Origin of the sequence: Pseudescherichia sp., assembly GCF_031979925.1 — a bacterium.
Lineage (GTDB): Bacteria > Pseudomonadota > Gammaproteobacteria > Enterobacterales > Enterobacteriaceae > Pseudescherichia.
In genome coordinates this window covers 101,473-117,026 of sequence record NZ_DALZFB010000003.1, presented here as the reverse complement: position 1 = coordinate 117,026, position 15,554 = coordinate 101,473, and the positions used below count along the sequence as shown (strand labels likewise).

Genomic DNA, 15,554 nt, shown 5'->3' with positions numbered 1-15,554 from the left:
GGCCAGAAGCGTTATTCAATGGGTAACTCTGTCGTATATTTTATCTGTTCCATCGCAAAACTCGATGTCACATCGGACAAGCCTGGCACGCTATTGACCAGACGTTTATAAAAATCGTCGTAGCGCTTCATGTCAGCGACCTGAACGCGCATTAAGTAGTCATATTCACCGGCCATGCGCCAAAAGCCCAGCACCTCCGGCATGGCGGAGACGACGCTGACAAACTGATGATACCACTCGCTGCAGTGCTGCTGGGTTTTGATGAGTACAAACGCCGTCAGGCCGAGGCCCAGCTTTTCGGCATCCAGCAGCGCCACGCGTGCCAGCAGGATCCCTTCATCCTCCAGCCGCTTGAGCCGCTTCCAGCAGGGGGTAGTAGTCAGATTAACGGCATCGGCTAACGCCTGCAAAGAGAGGGTACTGTCTCGTTGCAGCAGAGTAAGCAGCTTTTTATCAATTTTATCTAGCATTAGCGGACTCCGGGAGAAATTTTTTCTCTCCTGATTCTATTTCAAAGGCGGAATGGCAACAATATTTTAGGCGCTTTCCGTTAAGCTAGGCACAAATTGACAAACAGGATCGCCCGGATGAACAACGCCTGGACTAAACATGCCATCAGTGAAATTAATGCCGATGCTCAGCGCTCGGCGGATACGCACCTGATTCGCCTCTCCCTGCCCGCCTTTCCAGGGATCAATCTCTACCTGAAGGATGAGAGCACGCATCCAACCGGCAGCCTGAAGCATCGCCTGGCGCGATCGCTATTCCTTTACGGGCTGTGCAACGGTTGGATCCGCGAAGGTATGCCTATTATCGAGGCATCGTCAGGCTCGACGGCAGTATCCGAGGCGTGGTTTGCCCGCCTACTGGGACTGCCGTTTATCGCGGTGATGCCCGCCTGCACCGCAAAGCGTAAAATTGAACAGATCGCGTTTTACGGCGGCCGCTGCCATTTCGTCGAGAGCGCCTGCGAGATCTACGCCGCCTCGGAGACGCTGGCGCAGGAGCTGCACGGCCACTATATGGATCAGTTCACCTACGCCGAGCGCGCCACCGACTGGCGCGGCAACAACAATATTGCCGACAGCATCTACCGCCAGATGCGTCATGAGCCGCACCCGATCCCTGACCATATCGTGATGAGTGCCGGAACCGGCGGCACCTCGGCAACTATCGGGCGTTATATTCGCTACCAGGGTTACGATACTCGTCTCACGGTAGTCGATCCGCAAAACTCCGTCTTTCTCGACTACTGGCAGCAGCGGGATACCAACCTGCGCAGCCCGATCGGCAGTAAAATTGAGGGTATTGGCCGCCCCCGCGTGGAGCCGTCGTTTATTCCGGACGTAGTGGATGAGATGCTGCGCGTCCCGGACGCCGCCAGCGTCGCTACCGCTCACTGGCTGGAGACGCAGCTAGGCCGCAAGGTCGGGGCCTCCACCGGCACCAATATGTGGGGCGCATTGCAGCTTGCCGCCCGGATGCGTGACGAGGGGCGTACCGGCTCAATTGTCACCCTGCTGTGCGACAGCGGCGAGCGCTATCTCGACACCTACTACAACCTGGAGTGGGTCAGAGCCAATATCGGCGACACTGCGCCATGGAGCGCAGAGATTGCCCAGCTGCTGCGATAGCAAATGCATACTGGTCGTGCTCGCCGTCAGGCGCTACCATAGCGGCTTTATTGCTATTGAAACTGTCAGGAAAAATTATGAAACGTGCCGTTGTCGTCTTTAGCGGAGGCCAGGACTCCACCACCTGCCTGGTGCAGGCGCTGCATCACTATGATGAGGTCCACTGCGTCACCTTCGATTACGGTCAGCGTCATCGGGCAGAGATTGACGTCGCGCGCGAGCTGGCGCTAAAGCTGGGTGCACGGGCGCATAAAGTGCTGGACGTCACCCTGCTTAACGAGCTGGCGGTCAGTAGCCTGACTCGCGACAGCATCCCGGTCCCTGACTACGAGCCGGATGCCAGCGGCATCCCCAATACCTTCGTGCCGGGCCGTAACATTCTGTTTTTGACCCTTGCAGCAATCTACGCCTACCAGGTGCAGGCCGAGGCAGTGATCACCGGCGTCTGCGAAACTGACTTCTCCGGTTACCCAGACTGCCGCGACGAGTTTGTGAAGGCGCTCAACCACGCGGTGAGCCTCGGCATGGCAAAAGATATCCGCTTTGAAACGCCGCTGATGTGGCTCGATAAGGCGGAAACCTGGGCGCTAGCCGACTACTGGCAGAAGCTGGAGCTGGTACGCGAAGAGACGCTAACCTGCTACAACGGCATTAAGGGCGACGGCTGCGGCCAGTGCGCCGCCTGTAACCTGCGCGCCAACGGTCTCAATCACTACCTGGCAGAGAAGCCTGCGGTGATGGCGGCAATGAAGCAGAAGACCGGCCTGAAGTAGGTTACGTGACGTCGGGTGGCGCTACGCTTACCTGGCCTACGGTAGCACAGTGCAGTTTGTAGGCCCGGCAAGCGCCAGCGCCGCCGGGCGTGAACGCTTACTCCATCATCAACTCCAGCTTCTCCCGCAGATCCCCTTCCAGCGCCAGCGCTTTTTTACTGCGTAGATCGATGCAGACAAAGGTGATCAGTGCGTCGGCCACCACCTCCCCCTCCGGCGTCAGGGTGACAACCTGGCTCAGCACGCCGCTTTTGCCGTTCAGCTGCTCTATTTTGCTGCTAATTGTCAGCAGATCGCCCAACACCGCCGGACGGCGATAGTTAATATTGATATTCACCACCACAAACGCGATGTGGTTGGCCGTCATCCACTGGAAGCCTTCGCTGCTCTCCAGCCCTTCCCAACGTGCTTCCTCAAGGAACTCCAGATAACGAGCATTGTTTACGTGCTGGTAGACGTCGATGTGGTAACCACGAACCTTAATCTGAGTCTGCATAGCGCAATAACCTTCTTTTTATGTTGTAGGATGGTACAGAGGCCATAACTGGTATGACCTCTTTATCATGGCAAAGAATGGCTACGACGCAAGCAAAAGTTACAGGGTTAAACGATCCAGGTTACGCTCCACCAGCGAGGCCCCCATCCCCGGTACCTGCTGCAGATCTTCCAGCATCTTAAACGGCCCATACTCCTCGCGGTAGCTGACGATCGCCTGCGCTTTCTTCAGCCCCACGCCGTTCATGGCCTGCGCCAGTGCCTCTGCCGACGCGGCGTTGATGCTTACCCGGGTCGTCTCCTCATCGCCCTTTGCCGCTTCCGGCGCTTTCGCTTTGGCCACTGGCGCGGCTGCGGGGGCTGATTTATTTTGTACCGTCTGGGCCTGAGGGGACTTCACCGGCGCATCAGCGGCAAGCGCACGCTGGCCCATGGCGGCACAGGCAAGTGTCAGGGTCACTACTGCTATTTTGATTCCACGTTTCATGCTGCTTTCTCCTTGTTTGTTGACAGCCCCCACACAATAAACAGAGCGGTAACAGGAGACAAACGGCAGATTGCAGAAATGGAAAAGGCCGCGAAAGCGGCCTTTGATTGTTGCAGGGCGTTGCAAAAGTCTGCGAGACGCCCGGAGAAATTACTGCTGCGGATCGACGATGTCGCCCGTTTTGATTTTGGCTTCTTTACGCAGGTTGCTCATCAGCGCTTCGAAAGAGATCTGGGCATTGTTCTGGGTGATCCCCTGAACCATCGCCTTTTTCTGCGCGTCCGGCATGGTGCCCGCTTTCACTTCGTCCAGCGCCAGCAGCACTACGTTGCCCTGCATATCGTTAGCCACGCCATAGACAGGCTTATCCTTCGCTGGCAGGGCCAGCGTAAAGGCCGCCTGGCTCAGCGGATCCTGACCGGTACGCGACAGCGTTTTAGACTCACCAAAGCTCAGGCCTGCGGCTTTCAACGCGTCGTCGCCTTTACCGGCTTTCAGGTCGGCCAGCAGCTTATCGGCATCCAGCTTCGCTTTTTGCTCAGCTTTGTTGTGCTTAACGATATCGGCAACCTGGGTTTTGACCTCTTCCAGCGGCTTCACGGCTTCGGCTTTATGCTCGCTCACGCGCAGCACAAACGCACGATCGCCATCAACCGTAATAATGTCAGAGTTGCTGCCCGGTGTACCGTTTTCACCCACCAGCGCGCCACCGAAGATAGCGTCAGAAACCGGTTTGAAATTCAGCTCTTCCGGCAGGTTGTCACGGCCAAACCAGCCGGTTTCTACCGCTTTCACACCCGCAGCCTGCTCTGCACCCGCCAGCGACTCGTTGTCGTTGCTTGCGGCATCGCTCACCTTCTGCTGCAGAGCGTAGTAAGCATCAAGGCCCTTCTCCTGCTTCACCTTCGCCGCCAGCTCATCACGCACGTCGTTAAACGGCTTAACCTGAGCAGGCTGAACGTCGTCGAGACGCGCCACCAGGAAACCAACGGAAGACTTGATCACGCCGGAGAGCTGGCCCTTCTCTTTCAGACCGGCATTTTTCAGCTCTTCAGGGGTGGTGGAGTCTTCCAGCCAGCCCATGTCGCCGCCGTTACGGGCAGAGATAATGTCGGCAGACTTCTCTTTTGCCAGCGTCGCAAAATCAGCACCTTTGCTTAACTGATCCAGCACCGCTTTCGCTTCGTCTTCGGTTTTGGTCTGGATCACGCTGTAACGATTACGCTGCGGCTGGGTGAACTGATCCTGATGCTGGTCGTAGTAGGCCTGGATCTCTTCATCGCTGGCGTTCTGCTGCATGCTGGCTGCATCCAGCTTGATGTAGCTAACGCGGAACTGCTCCGGTGCGATAAAGCTGTTTTTGTTCTGCTCGTAGTAGCTGGCGATCTCCTGATCGGAGGCGGTCTGCTGCTGCGCCAGGGCGTTAACGTCGATGGTCGCGGTGCGTACCAGACGCTGCTGGGCGACCAGCGCTGCCAGCTCGTCGGTTTCACCTTTCAGCATAAAATCAGTCCCGGCAACGGCGTTGATCAGCTGCTGGGAGGTGAGCTGGTTACGCAGCGCCTGAGCATACTGATCGGGGGTCATGCCCATCTGATTGACCAGCGCGTTATAGCGTGCGTTGTCGAATTTGCCGTTATTCTGGAAGGCCTGGGTAGAGAAGATTGCTTTCTTTACCTGCTCGTCGCTAATGCCAAGGCCCAGATGCTGAGCGTACTGGTCCAGCAGCGCTTCATCAATCAGGCGGCTCAGCACCTGCTGACGCATGCTCTTCATATAGGCTTCGTTACCGGCCAGCTCGGAGAACTGCTCACCCAGCTGCTGCTGCATACGGTTACGTTCAGCCGCTACCGCATTTTCGAACTGGCTGCGGCCGATCTCCTGGCCATTTACTTTTGCGGCATAATTATTGTTACCGCCAATCAGGTAGTTACCAACGCCAGTCAGAATGAATGACACGATAATCAAACCCAGAATGATCTTGAGCACGACGTGGTTTGCCGCCGCGCGTAAATTGTCCATCATGGTGTAACAACACTCCGCTGTAGGTGACTGTCTGTCTCACGCAGCGCCATTAAGGCAGGGCCGCTGCGCGTAAAGCCGTATTGTGACAAGAAACCGGGGGCGTTGTCAGCCCGCAGGCCCGATTAATTCCGGCATCGCAAATAAAAAAGGCACATCTGGTGATGCGCCCTTGTACTTTGTCACAATCCTGAGAGGGATCGCTATTAGTTTACCGCGTCTTTCAGCGCTTTACCTGCGCGGAAACCCGGAACTTTAGCGGCAGCAATGGTGATCTCTTTGCCGGTTTGCGGGTTGCGACCAGTACGGGCAGCACGCTCTTTAACCGCGAAAGTACCAAAACCTACCAGCGCTACCTCGTCTCCGGATTGCAGAGATTCAGTCACAGAAGCAATTAAAGCATCTAACGCACGTCCAGCCGCAGCTTTAGAGATATCAGCCCCTGCAGCAATTTTGTCTATCAGTTGAGATTTATTCACTCTTCTCTTCCTCTCTTTATAATTTATATCGCACCTTAATCCATCGAAGTGCGACCGCGCAGCAGTTATATCAGGCCTGTCATGCCCTTACAACACCCGTTGTTGATGATACAGCAAACCAGCCATCTAAATTAGCTATACAAAAAAAGGCTGGCAAGCCCGAAATGCGCTGCCAGCCCTGTTTTTATCGACGCTCTTTGCGCGGTGTCACTATTTTGCGCTAACGACCTGCATGCCTGAAGGCTCGTTTTGCAGCGCCAGCGTCAGCACTTCCTCAATGCGTTTCACCGGGTGAATGTCGAGATCGGCAATCACGTTCTCCGGGATCTCTTCGAGGTCACGCTTGTTCTCGTACGGGATCAGCACGGTCTTAATACCGCCGCGGTGCGCTGCCAGCAGCTTCTCTTTCAGGCCGCCAATCGGCAGCACCTGGCCGCGCAGGGTGATCTCACCGGTCATCGCCACGTCGGCACGCACCGGGTTACCCGTCAGACAGGAGACCAGCGCCGTACACATCGCAATACCGGCACTCGGACCATCTTTCGGCGTCGCCCCTTCCGGAACGTGAACGTGGATATCGCGTTTTTCATAGAAGTCGCCGTTAATGCCCAGCTTCTCTGCACGTGCACGCACCACGGTCAGCGCCGCCTGGATGGACTCCTGCATCACCTCACCCAGCGAGCCGGTGTAGGTCAGCTTGCCTTTACCCGGCACGCAGGCGGTTTCGATGGTCAGCAGATCGCCGCCCACTTCGGTCCACGCCAGACCCGTTACCTGACCCACGCGGTTTTCATCGTCCGCACGGCCATAGTCGAAGCGTTGAACGCCCAGATACTCGTTGAGGTTATCACCGGTGATGGTGATCTGCTTCAGCGACGGATCGAGCAGCAGCTGTTTCACTGCCTTACGGCACAGCTTGGAGATTTCACGCTCCAGGCTACGCACGCCCGCTTCACGGGTGTAGTAGCGGATAATGCCAATAATGGCGCTATCGTCTACCGTAATTTCACCCTTTTTCAGGGCGTTACGTTCAATCTGCTTCGGCAGCAGGTGGCGTTTGGCGATGTTCAGCTTCTCATCTTCGGTATAGCCCGACAGACGGATCACTTCCATACGGTCCAGCAGTGGCGCAGGGATGTTCATCGAGTTTGACGTCGCAACAAACATCACGTCGCTGAGATCGTAGTCGACCTCAAGATAGTGATCGCTAAAGGCCACGTTCTGTTCTGGATCAAGCACTTCCAGCAGTGCCGAAGCCGGATCGCCGCGCATGTCTGAAGACATCTTGTCGATCTCATCCAGCAAGAACAGAGGGTTTTTCACCCCAACTTTCGCCATCTTCTGGATCAGTTTGCCCGGCATGGAGCCGATGTAGGTCCGACGGTGACCGCGAATTTCCGCTTCGTCACGCACGCCGCCCAGCGCCATACGGATGTATTTACGTCCGGTCGCTTTGGCAATGGACTGCCCCAGAGAGGTTTTACCTACCCCCGGCGGTCCCACCAGGCAGAGGATCGGCCCCTTCAGCTTGTTAACCCGGCTCTGAACCGCAAGATACTCAAGGATGCGATCCTTAACGCGTTCCAGACCGTAGTGATCGGTATCCAGAATCTCCTGTGCCTGGCGCAGATCTTTCTTCACCTTGCTACGGGCGTTCCACGGAACCTGAATCATCCACTCGATATAGCCGCGCACTACGGTCGCTTCTGCCGACATCGGAGACATCATCTTCAGCTTCTGCAGCTCAGCTTCCGCTTTCTCTTTTGCCTCTTTCGGCATCTTCGCCGCGTCGATCTTGCGCTTCAGCGCTTCGTTTTCGTCCGGCGCATCGTCCATCTCGCCCAGCTCTTTCTGAATGGCTTTCATCTGCTCATTCAGATAGTACTCGCGCTGGGATTTTTCCATCTGTTTCTTCACGCGGTTACGGATGCGTTTCTCAACCTGTAACAGGTCGATCTCCGACTCCATCATCGCCATCAGATACTCCAGACGTTCATTAACGTCGGACATCTCCAGCACGGACTGCTTATCTGCCAGCTTCAACGGCATATGTGCGCCGATGGTGTCAGCCAGACGTGCTGGATCGTCAATGCTATTGAGCGACGTCAGCACTTCCGGTGGAATTTTTTTGTTGAGCTTGATGTAGCCTTCAAACTGACCGATGGCGGTGCGAACCAGCACCTCCTGCTCACGCTCGTCAATGGCGGGCGATTCCAGATACTCGGCTTTCGCAGAGAAGAAGTCGCCGTCATCAGACAGGGTGCTGATACGCGCACGCTGCAGGCCTTCGACCAGTACTTTAACCGTACCGTCAGGCAGCTTCAGCATCTGCAAAATAGAGGCCACGGTCCCGACGGTGAACAGATCGTTAACACCCGGCTCATCCGTAGACGCCTCTTTCTGCGCCACCAGCATGATTTTTTTATCCTGGTCCATGGCCGCTTCGAGACAACGAATCGATTTTTCCCGCCCTACGAATAAGGGGATGACCATGTGCGGATAAACCACCACATCGCGCAACGGCAATACGGGGATTTCAATGCGTTCAGAACGCTCAGAAGTCATAGAGCTCTCTCTTAAGTTTAATGTCCGCCTGGTAACCCGGCCGCAGGCCTGTGCGTCAAGCGACCGTTAACATGTAAATCAGTATATGGGGATGTTTCCCTTACATTCAACGTCGGGAGTACGGAAAAATAAAAGGGGAGATAAAATCCCCCCTTTTTGGTTAACCGCTTGTATGGATAGGTTAATTATTCGCCAGAAGCCTGCTGCGCTTCCGGTTTACCATAAATCAGCAGGGGCTTGGTTTGACCGGCGATAACCGCTTCGTCAATCACCACTTTTTCCACATCTTCCATGGAAGGCAGATCGTACATGGTATCCAGCAGGGCCGCTTCTACGATAGAGCGCAGGCCACGGGCACCCGTTTTGCGGGCGTTCGCTTTCTTGGCGATGGCATCCAGCGCTTCGTCACGGAACTCGAGATCGACACCTTCCAGATTGAACAGCGCCTGATATTGCTTAGTCAGGGCGTTTTTCGGCTCTTTCAGGATCTGGATCAGCGCTTCCTCGCTCAGCTCGTTGAGCGTCGCCACCACTGGCAGACGGCCGATAAACTCAGGGATCAGACCGAACTTGATCAGATCTTCTGGTTCAACCTGCGCCAGCAGCTCGCCCTCTTTCGCCTTCTCGGACTTGCCTTTCACCGTTGCGCCAAAGCCGATACCGGATCCGGTTTCCACACGATGGGAGATCACCTTATCCAGGCCAGCAAAGGCCCCGCCGCAGATAAAGAGGATTTTGGAGGTATCAACCTGCAAAAACTCCTGCTGCGGATGCTTACGTCCACCCTGCGGCGGTACGGCAGCCACGGTCCCTTCGATCAGCTTCAGCAGTGCCTGCTGCACGCCTTCGCCGGAGACGTCACGGGTAATCGATGGGTTATCAGACTTGCGGGAAATTTTATCAATTTCGTCAATGTAGACGATGCCGCGCTGCGCTTTCTGTACGTCATAGTCGCACTTCTGCAGCAGTTTCTGGATGATGTTCTCAACATCCTCGCCCACGTAGCCCGCTTCGGTCAGCGTGGTGGCATCGGCCATGGTAAACGGCACATCGAGCAGGCGCGCCAGCGTTTCAGCCAGCAGCGTTTTACCGGAGCCGGTAGGCCCGATCAGCAGAATGTTACTTTTACCCAGCTCAACGCCGTTACTGCTGTCACCGTTACGCAGACGTTTGTAGTGGTTGTAAACCGCGACGGCCAGCACTTTTTTGGCCTGCTCCTGACCGATAACATAGTCGTCCAGGTGATGGCGAATTTCGTGCGGCGTCGGCAGCGCACTACGCTCACGATGCGGTGCAACTTCTTTAATCTCTTCGCGAATGATGTCGTTACAAAGATCGACACACTCGTCGCAGATATACACGGACGGCCCGGCAATTAGCTTACGCACTTCATGCTGGCTTTTGCCGCAAAAAGAGCAGTACAACAGTTTGCCCGAACCATCTTTGCGTTTATCTGTCATGAGTCAAAACCTCTTTTCTGTTTTTTGTGCCGCACACGACGACGCAAATGCCACTCCAGGCGCAAGACACTATACAGCGTCGTGCCGCTCTCAATGATTATAGCGGTACTCGTCCGGCCTGGGCATTAATTACGATGGGTCAAGATTGAGTCAACCAGCCCGTACTCTACCGCTTCGGCGGCGGAGAGGAAGCGGTCACGCTCGGTATCACGCTCAATCTGCTCTAATGATTGACCCGTATGGTGTGCCATAAGTTCATTCATGCGCCCCTTCACTTTCAAAATTTCACGCGCATGGATCTCGATATCCGTTGCCTGGCCCTGATAGCCACCCAGCGGCTGGTGAATCATCACGCGTGAGTTTGGCAGACAGAAGCGTTTGCCTTTTGCGCCTGCGGTCAGCAGGAATGCGCCCATTGACGCCGCCTGGCCCATACAGATGGTGCTGACGTCAGGCTTGATAAACTGCATGGTGTCATAGATTGACATCCCGGCGGTAATTACCCCGCCCGGCGAGTTAATATACAGGTAAATATCTTTTTCCGGGTTTTCTGCTTCCAGAAACAGCATCTGCGCCACGATCAGGTTTGCCATATGGTCTTCGACCTGGCCGGTCATGAAAATGACGCGCTCTTTAAGAAGACGAGAGTAGATATCGAATGAGCGCTCACCGCGTGAAGTCTGCTCAATAACCATTGGCACCAGGGCCATATGGGGTGCAAAGTTATCTCGTTCGCCGCTGTATGACATGTCCGTCTCCTGGATAAATATGAATAAACCTGCTGTCCCGATTCTACTTGACTCTGACTGGTCTGACTACGACCACCGTGGACGGATCTGCAGCAAGCGTTGCTCCTGATAGTCTCCCTGTTATGGGGATGGCATCATCTTAATTCAAGCATAACAATCTTTTGGCTTAACGCTAACACTGAAACGTGCTTTTAGCACTCTTCCGATCGCTGCGGATTGTTAAAAAAAAACCCGCCACCAGCAGGTGACGGGCTTTCGTTTCCGCGTAAAGGCGGGAAACGTAACTTACGCTTGCTGGTTCATCAGCTCGTTGAAGGAAGTGGCTTTTTCAGTCACTTTCGCTTTCGCCAGAACGGCTTCAACAGCCTGCTCTTCCAGCGCAACGTTGCGCATGTTGTCCATCAGCTCTTTGTTCTTGCTGTAGAACTCAACCACTTCTTTCGGATCTTCGTAAGCAGAAGCCATCTCTTCGATCAGCTCGTTCACGCGTGCTTCATCCGCTTTCAGCTCATGGGTACGGATCACTTCGCCCAGCAGCAGACCCACAACAACGCGGCGTTTAGCCTGCTCTTCGAACAGCTCACGCGGCAGCTCCAGAGCCTGTTTCTCGTTGCCACCGAAGCGCTGAGCAGCCTGACGGCGCAGCACGTCGATTTCGCTGTCGATCAGGGCAGCCGGCACGTCGATTTCGTTCGCTTTTACCAGACCGTCGATCGCCTGCGTTTTAACACGGTTACGTACCGCGCCTTTCAGCTCGCGATCCATGTTTTTACGCACTTCAGCGCGCAGGCCGTCGATGGAGCCATCTTCAACGCCGAAACGTTTGATGAACTCTTCGGTCAGCTCTGGCAGCTCGCGCTCTTCAACTTTTTTCAGGTTGATGACGAACTTGGCCGCTTTACCTTTCAGGTTCTCAGCGTGGTAATCTTCCGGGAAGGTCACGTCGATGGTGAACTCTTCACCGGCTTTGTGGCCTTTGATGCCATCTTCGAAGCCCGGGATCATACGACCCTGGCCCATCGCCAGCACGAAGTCTGTGGCTTTGCCGCCTTCGAACTCTTCGCCGTCAACGGAACCGGTGAAGTCTACGGTTACGCGATCTTCTGCATCAGCCGCGCCGTCTTTGTCTTTCCAGGTCGCCTGCTGTTTGCGCAGGGTGTCCAGCATGCCGTCAACGTCAGCGTCGGTGACTTCAACGATCGGTTTTTCAACTTCGATACCTTCCAGGCCGGTCAGCTCAACCTGCGGGTAAACTTCGAAGTCTACGGAGTAGGTGAAATCTTCACCCAGCTTGTACTCGCCCGGTACGTAGGTCGGTGCGCCGGCCGGATTGATTTTTTCCTGAATGATCGCATCAATGAAGTTGCGGCTCATCAGTTCACCCAGCACGTCCTGGCGTACGGATGCGCCATAACGCTGAGCAACAACGGTCATCGGTACTTTGCCTTTACGGAAGCCGTCAATGCGAACTTTTTTCGCTACGTTGACCAGCTCGCTTTTTACAGCGGTCTCGATGCTGTCAGCAGCGATAGTGATCGTTACACGGCGGCCAAGGCCCTGAGTGGTCTCAACTGAAACTTGCATCTTGTTACCTCAAAAAATCAGAGTGCTCGGTCAACTCTACCCGCAGACCGCTATGGGTGGCTGCGCAGAACCGGGATGCTCTCTTGAATCAGATACACATTCCCTGTCACCAGAATCATCCCGAAGACGTTCAAAAAATAGGACGCAGCATTATAGCGGCATCACTTTTGTGAGTCGAGAACGGTTATTGCACGCTGTTGCGGCCTTTTTCACAATTCACGGCTAATTTTTGTCTGAATTTTGGACTCATCGAACAAAACTCAGACAAAATAAAACGGCCCGCAGGCCGTTTTCACATATTCTGTACGCAACATACTGGAAAAGTTCTCGCTGTTGCAAACCTCATTTATTATGCAATGGTGCCTGCACCTCGACAGGGCGGCGACGCGAAGAGGGTATCCTGCAACCCTTCCCACTCTTTCAGGGTATAGGTATGCAGGGCCAACGCGTGTACCGTCGTGGCAAGTTCAGACGTCAACGTGCTGTAGATCATGCGATGGCGGTTAAGAAAACGTTCGCCTGCAAAGCGATCGCTTACCAGCACCACCTTAAAATGGCTTTCGGAACCGGCCGGAACATTGTGACGGTAGCTTTCATCAACAACTTCGAGGAACGCGGGTTCAAACGTTGCCCTTAATTTTGATTCTATTTGTTCGCGTATCATCATGAAAAGACTCCTCAGACAGCGTTCAGATGTAACCCATCCCTTTAAATATTAGCCGCTTTTACCGCTTCCATAACAAGAAAACAACAAATATTTAGCGTTGGTCTCGTTTTATCATTCAAAGGCATGAACCGACCTTGAAAATTCTCATTCAGGCCTCTTTTATGTGCGGTTAAAAACGGTTTATGAGCACAAAATGCACAAGGCGATGAATTTACATGCATTGCCGGGTTGCCCCGGCCGTTGGCAATGTTATGATGGCGCGAATTACTCATTTATAAGCTTAAGATTCACAGAGATCTCTTATATGTTAAAAAAAGTGCTTTTCCCGCTGGTCGCTCTGTTTATGCTGGCTGGCTGTGCTACGCCCCCTACTACCATTGACGTCTCACCAAAAATTACTCTGCCGCAGCAGGATCCAAGCCTGATGGGCGTCACCGTGAGCATCAACGGTGCCGATCAGCGTCAGGACCAGGCGCTGGCAAAAGTGACCCGCGACAACCAGCTGGTGACCCTGACCGCCTCCCGCGATCTGCGTTTCCTGCTGCAGGAGGTGCTGGAGAAACAGATGACCGCTCGCGGCTACATGATTGGCCCGAACGGCGCAGTGAATCTGCAGATCATCGTAAGCCAACTCTACGCTGACGTCTCCCAGGGCAACGTGCGCTATAACATCGCCACCAAGGCCGATATCGCTATCATCGCGACCGCGCCGAACGGCAACAAGATGACCAAAAACTACCGTGCAAACTACTCGGTTGAAGGTGCACTGCAGGCGTCGAATAAAAACATTGCCGACAGCGTTAACAGCGTGCTGACCGATACCATCGCTGATATGTCTCAGGACACCAGCATCCACGACTTTATCAAGCAGAACGCGCGTTAATTCTGCCCGCTGACCCGGTTCGCGCCGGGTCAGCCCGTCTCCTATGTCCAGCCGCTATCTACGCATCTTCCAGCAGCCTAAGTCAGCCATCCTGCTGATCCTTGGCTTTGCCTCTGGCCTCCCCCTTGCCCTGACCTCCGGCACGCTTCAGGCGTGGATGACCGTCGAAAACATCGACCTGAAGACCATCGGCTTCTTTTCGCTGGTCGGCCAGGCCTACGTGTTTAAGTTTTTATGGTCACCGGTAATGGACCGCTATACGCCGCCGTTCTTTGGCCGCCGTCGCGGCTGGCTGCTGACCACCCAGATCCTACTGCTGGTCGCCATTGCGGGGATGGGCTTCCTGGAGCCGACAACGCAGCTGCGCTGGATGGCCGGGCTGGCGGTGATTATCGCCTTCTGTTCCGCCTCGCAGGATATTGTGTTTGATGCCTGGAAGACCGACGTGCTGCCCGCTGAAGAGCGCGGTGCAGGGGCGGCCATCAGCGTGCTGGGCTACCGCCTCGGGATGCTGGTCTCCGGCGGGCTGGCGCTCTGGCTGGCGGATCGCTGGCTGGGCTGGCAGGGAATGTACTGGCTGATGGCGGCTCTGATGCTGCCGTGCATTATTGCTACCCTCCTTGCCCCCGAACCGGACGATGCCGTGCCGGTGCCAAAATCGCTGGAGCAGGCGGTGGTCGCGCCGCTGCGCGACTTCTTTGGCCGCAACAACGCCTGGCTGATCCTGCTGCTTATCGTCCTTTATAAGCTGGGCGACGCGTTTGCCATGAGCCTCACCACGACCTTCCTGATCCGCGGCGTGGGCTTTGATGCCGGAGATGTTGGCGTAGTAAATAAGACCCTCGGGCTGATTGCGACCATTCTCGGTGCGCTGTACGGTGGCGTGCTGATGCAGCGTCTGTCGCTATTTCGCGCCCTGCTGATCTTTGGCATCCTTCAGGGTGCCTCTAACGCTGGCTACTGGCTGCTGTCGGTGACCGATAAGCATCTCTATAGCATGGCGGCCGCGGTTTTCTTCGAGAACCTCTGCGGCGGAATGGGGACGGCGGCGTTTGTTGCCCTGCTGATGACCCTGTGCAATAAGTCATTTTCCGCCACTCAGTTCGCCCTGCTCTCTGCCCTCTCCGCTATTGGGCGCGTCTACGTGGGTCCCATCGCTGGCTGGTTTGTTGAGAGCTGGGGATGGTCAACGTTTTACCTCTTCTCGGTCATCGCTGCCGTGCCGGGATTGATCCTGCTGCTGATATGTAAAGAGACGCTGGCCTATACCCAGCGCACGGACGGTTTTCTCCCCCGTAGCCGCTACGCCGGTGCCTACCGGATGGCGCTGCGCACGCTGGCCGTGGGTTGCCTGCTGCTGGCAGCCTGGCTGGGCGTCATAACGCTTAACGCCCTCGGCCTGACCTCATGGAACTTCGCGCTGCTGCTGCTGGATGTGGGCGCACTGCTGGCCGTAGGAGGTATCCTTTATGGCGGCCTGCTGGACTACCTTGCCCTGCGCAAAACGGCGCAGGGAAAATAACCCGTTAGTTACTACAGGTAATAATCGCGCAAAATAATTAAAGAATTTAATTTCAGGATATATTTGTTTAATTCTGGCTTAATCTCTCTTTTTGTTTAATTATTTTGTGCGGTATAGGTTTGCGACTACGCTTTAATGATTCAGCATAGTTATCAAATTAAGCTTCGTGCAATGTTTGATAATTGCTGAATTAATGTTAATTAAATGTTCACAAAAAGGATTGGTTATACCATT

At 55.0% G+C, this 15,554-nt stretch carries 14 protein-coding genes; 4 read left to right on the top strand and 10 right to left on the bottom strand.

Annotation, left to right across the window (positions count from 1 at the left end; translation table 11 throughout):
• Window positions 1–11: 11 nt before the first annotated feature.
• Entirely contained in the window at window positions 12–470 is a 459-nt protein-coding gene (locus tag RTM13_RS06810) for an Lrp/AsnC family transcriptional regulator (RefSeq protein WP_042391610.1), read from the bottom strand.
• Between the two features lie 117 nt (window positions 471–587).
• Between RTM13_RS06810 and RTM13_RS06805 the strand changes: the two genes are divergently transcribed.
• Complete coding sequence (locus RTM13_RS06805; protein ID WP_312211192.1) at window positions 588–1,634, top strand: PLP-dependent cysteine synthase family protein; 1,047 nt, start codon at window positions 588–590, stop codon at window positions 1,632–1,634.
• Window positions 1,635–1,711: 77 nt separating this feature from the next.
• Window positions 1,712–2,407, top strand: a complete 696-nt coding sequence (queC, locus tag RTM13_RS06800) for a 7-cyano-7-deazaguanine synthase QueC (protein ID WP_312211190.1) — start codon at window positions 1,712–1,714, stop codon at window positions 2,405–2,407.
• Window positions 2,408–2,504: 97 nt separating this feature from the next.
• On the opposite strand, the gene RTM13_RS06795 is transcribed toward queC, so the two are convergent.
• The 9 genes from RTM13_RS06795 to bolA form a co-directional block, all read right to left on the bottom strand.
• Window positions 2,505–2,903 (bottom strand): YbgC/FadM family acyl-CoA thioesterase, encoded by a 399-nt coding sequence (locus RTM13_RS06795; protein ID WP_312211188.1) that lies wholly within the window; start codon window positions 2,901–2,903, stop codon window positions 2,505–2,507.
• A gap of 99 nt (window positions 2,904–3,002) precedes the next feature.
• Window positions 3,003–3,389: a helix-hairpin-helix domain-containing protein gene (locus RTM13_RS06790; RefSeq protein WP_312211187.1), complete on the bottom strand. Its 387-nt coding sequence runs from the start codon at window positions 3,387–3,389 to the stop codon at window positions 3,003–3,005.
• Window positions 3,390–3,539: 150 nt separating this feature from the next.
• Window positions 3,540–5,414, bottom strand: coding sequence for a peptidylprolyl isomerase (gene ppiD / locus RTM13_RS06785; RefSeq protein WP_312211185.1), 1,875 nt, complete (start codon window positions 5,412–5,414; stop codon window positions 3,540–3,542).
• A 203-nt stretch (window positions 5,415–5,617) separates the two neighbouring features.
• Window positions 5,618–5,890 carry a nucleoid-associated protein HU-beta gene (hupB, locus tag RTM13_RS06780; protein WP_312211184.1) on the bottom strand — a complete coding sequence of 91 codons (273 nt, stop codon included), beginning with the start codon at window positions 5,888–5,890 and terminating at the stop codon, window positions 5,618–5,620.
• 210 nt (window positions 5,891–6,100) lie between these two features.
• Entirely contained in the window at window positions 6,101–8,455 is a 2,355-nt protein-coding gene (gene lon, locus RTM13_RS06775; RefSeq protein ID WP_312211183.1) for an endopeptidase La, read from the bottom strand.
• Between the two features lie 185 nt (window positions 8,456–8,640).
• On the bottom strand, window positions 8,641–9,915 hold the full coding sequence (gene clpX / locus RTM13_RS06770; protein ID WP_042391601.1) for an ATP-dependent protease ATP-binding subunit ClpX: 1,275 nt from the start codon (window positions 9,913–9,915) through the stop codon (window positions 8,641–8,643).
• Window positions 9,916–10,040: 125 nt separating this feature from the next.
• Complete coding sequence (gene clpP / locus RTM13_RS06765; RefSeq protein ID WP_042391600.1) at window positions 10,041–10,664, bottom strand: ATP-dependent Clp endopeptidase proteolytic subunit ClpP; 624 nt, start codon at window positions 10,662–10,664, stop codon at window positions 10,041–10,043.
• A gap of 285 nt (window positions 10,665–10,949) precedes the next feature.
• Window positions 10,950–12,248: a trigger factor gene (gene tig / locus RTM13_RS06760; RefSeq protein WP_312211181.1), complete on the bottom strand. Its 1,299-nt coding sequence runs from the start codon at window positions 12,246–12,248 to the stop codon at window positions 10,950–10,952.
• A 349-nt stretch (window positions 12,249–12,597) separates the two neighbouring features.
• Complete coding sequence (bolA, locus tag RTM13_RS06755) at window positions 12,598–12,915, bottom strand: transcriptional regulator BolA (RefSeq protein ID WP_042391598.1); 318 nt, start codon at window positions 12,913–12,915, stop codon at window positions 12,598–12,600.
• 304 nt (window positions 12,916–13,219) lie between these two features.
• On the opposite strand from bolA, the gene RTM13_RS06750 reads away from it, so the two are divergent.
• Together RTM13_RS06750 and ampG are read left to right on the top strand one after the other, a co-directional pair.
• Window positions 13,220–13,798 (top strand): lipoprotein, encoded by a 579-nt coding sequence (locus tag RTM13_RS06750; protein WP_042391597.1) that lies wholly within the window; start codon window positions 13,220–13,222, stop codon window positions 13,796–13,798.
• A 43-nt stretch (window positions 13,799–13,841) separates the two neighbouring features.
• A complete protein-coding gene (gene ampG, locus RTM13_RS06745; protein WP_312211178.1) occupies window positions 13,842–15,320 on the top strand; it encodes a muropeptide MFS transporter AmpG in 1,479 nt (492 codons plus the stop codon).
• The last annotated feature ends 234 nt before the right edge of the window (window positions 15,321–15,554 follow it).

Bases quoted from the DNA above. Each gene is read 5' to 3' on its own strand.
- RTM13_RS06805 (WP_312211192.1), top strand. From the start codon at position 588: ATGAACAACGCCTGGACTAAACATGCCATCAGTGAAATTAATGCCGAT.
- clpX (WP_042391601.1), bottom strand. From the start codon at position 9,915: ATGACAGATAAACGCAAAGATGGTTCGGGCAAACTGTTGTACTGCTCT.
- queC (WP_312211190.1), top strand. From the start codon at position 1,712: ATGAAACGTGCCGTTGTCGTCTTTAGCGGAGGCCAGGACTCCACCACC.
- RTM13_RS06795 (WP_312211188.1), bottom strand. From the start codon at position 2,903: ATGCAGACTCAGATTAAGGTTCGTGGTTACCACATCGACGTCTACCAG.
- RTM13_RS06790 (WP_312211187.1), bottom strand. From the start codon at position 3,389: ATGAAACGTGGAATCAAAATAGCAGTAGTGACCCTGACACTTGCCTGT.
- RTM13_RS06810 (WP_042391610.1), bottom strand. From the start codon at position 470: ATGCTAGATAAAATTGATAAAAAGCTGCTTACTCTGCTGCAACGAGAC.
- ppiD (WP_312211185.1), bottom strand. From the start codon at position 5,414: ATGATGGACAATTTACGCGCGGCGGCAAACCACGTCGTGCTCAAGATC.
- tig (WP_312211181.1), bottom strand. From the start codon at position 12,248: ATGCAAGTTTCAGTTGAGACCACTCAGGGCCTTGGCCGCCGTGTAACG.
- ampG (WP_312211178.1), top strand. From the start codon at position 13,842: ATGTCCAGCCGCTATCTACGCATCTTCCAGCAGCCTAAGTCAGCCATC.
- clpP (WP_042391600.1), bottom strand. From the start codon at position 10,664: ATGTCATACAGCGGCGAACGAGATAACTTTGCACCCCATATGGCCCTG.
- RTM13_RS06750 (WP_042391597.1), top strand. From the start codon at position 13,220: ATGTTAAAAAAAGTGCTTTTCCCGCTGGTCGCTCTGTTTATGCTGGCT.
- bolA (WP_042391598.1), bottom strand. From the start codon at position 12,915: ATGATGATACGCGAACAAATAGAATCAAAATTAAGGGCAACGTTTGAA.
- lon (WP_312211183.1), bottom strand. From the start codon at position 8,455: ATGACTTCTGAGCGTTCTGAACGCATTGAAATCCCCGTATTGCCGTTG.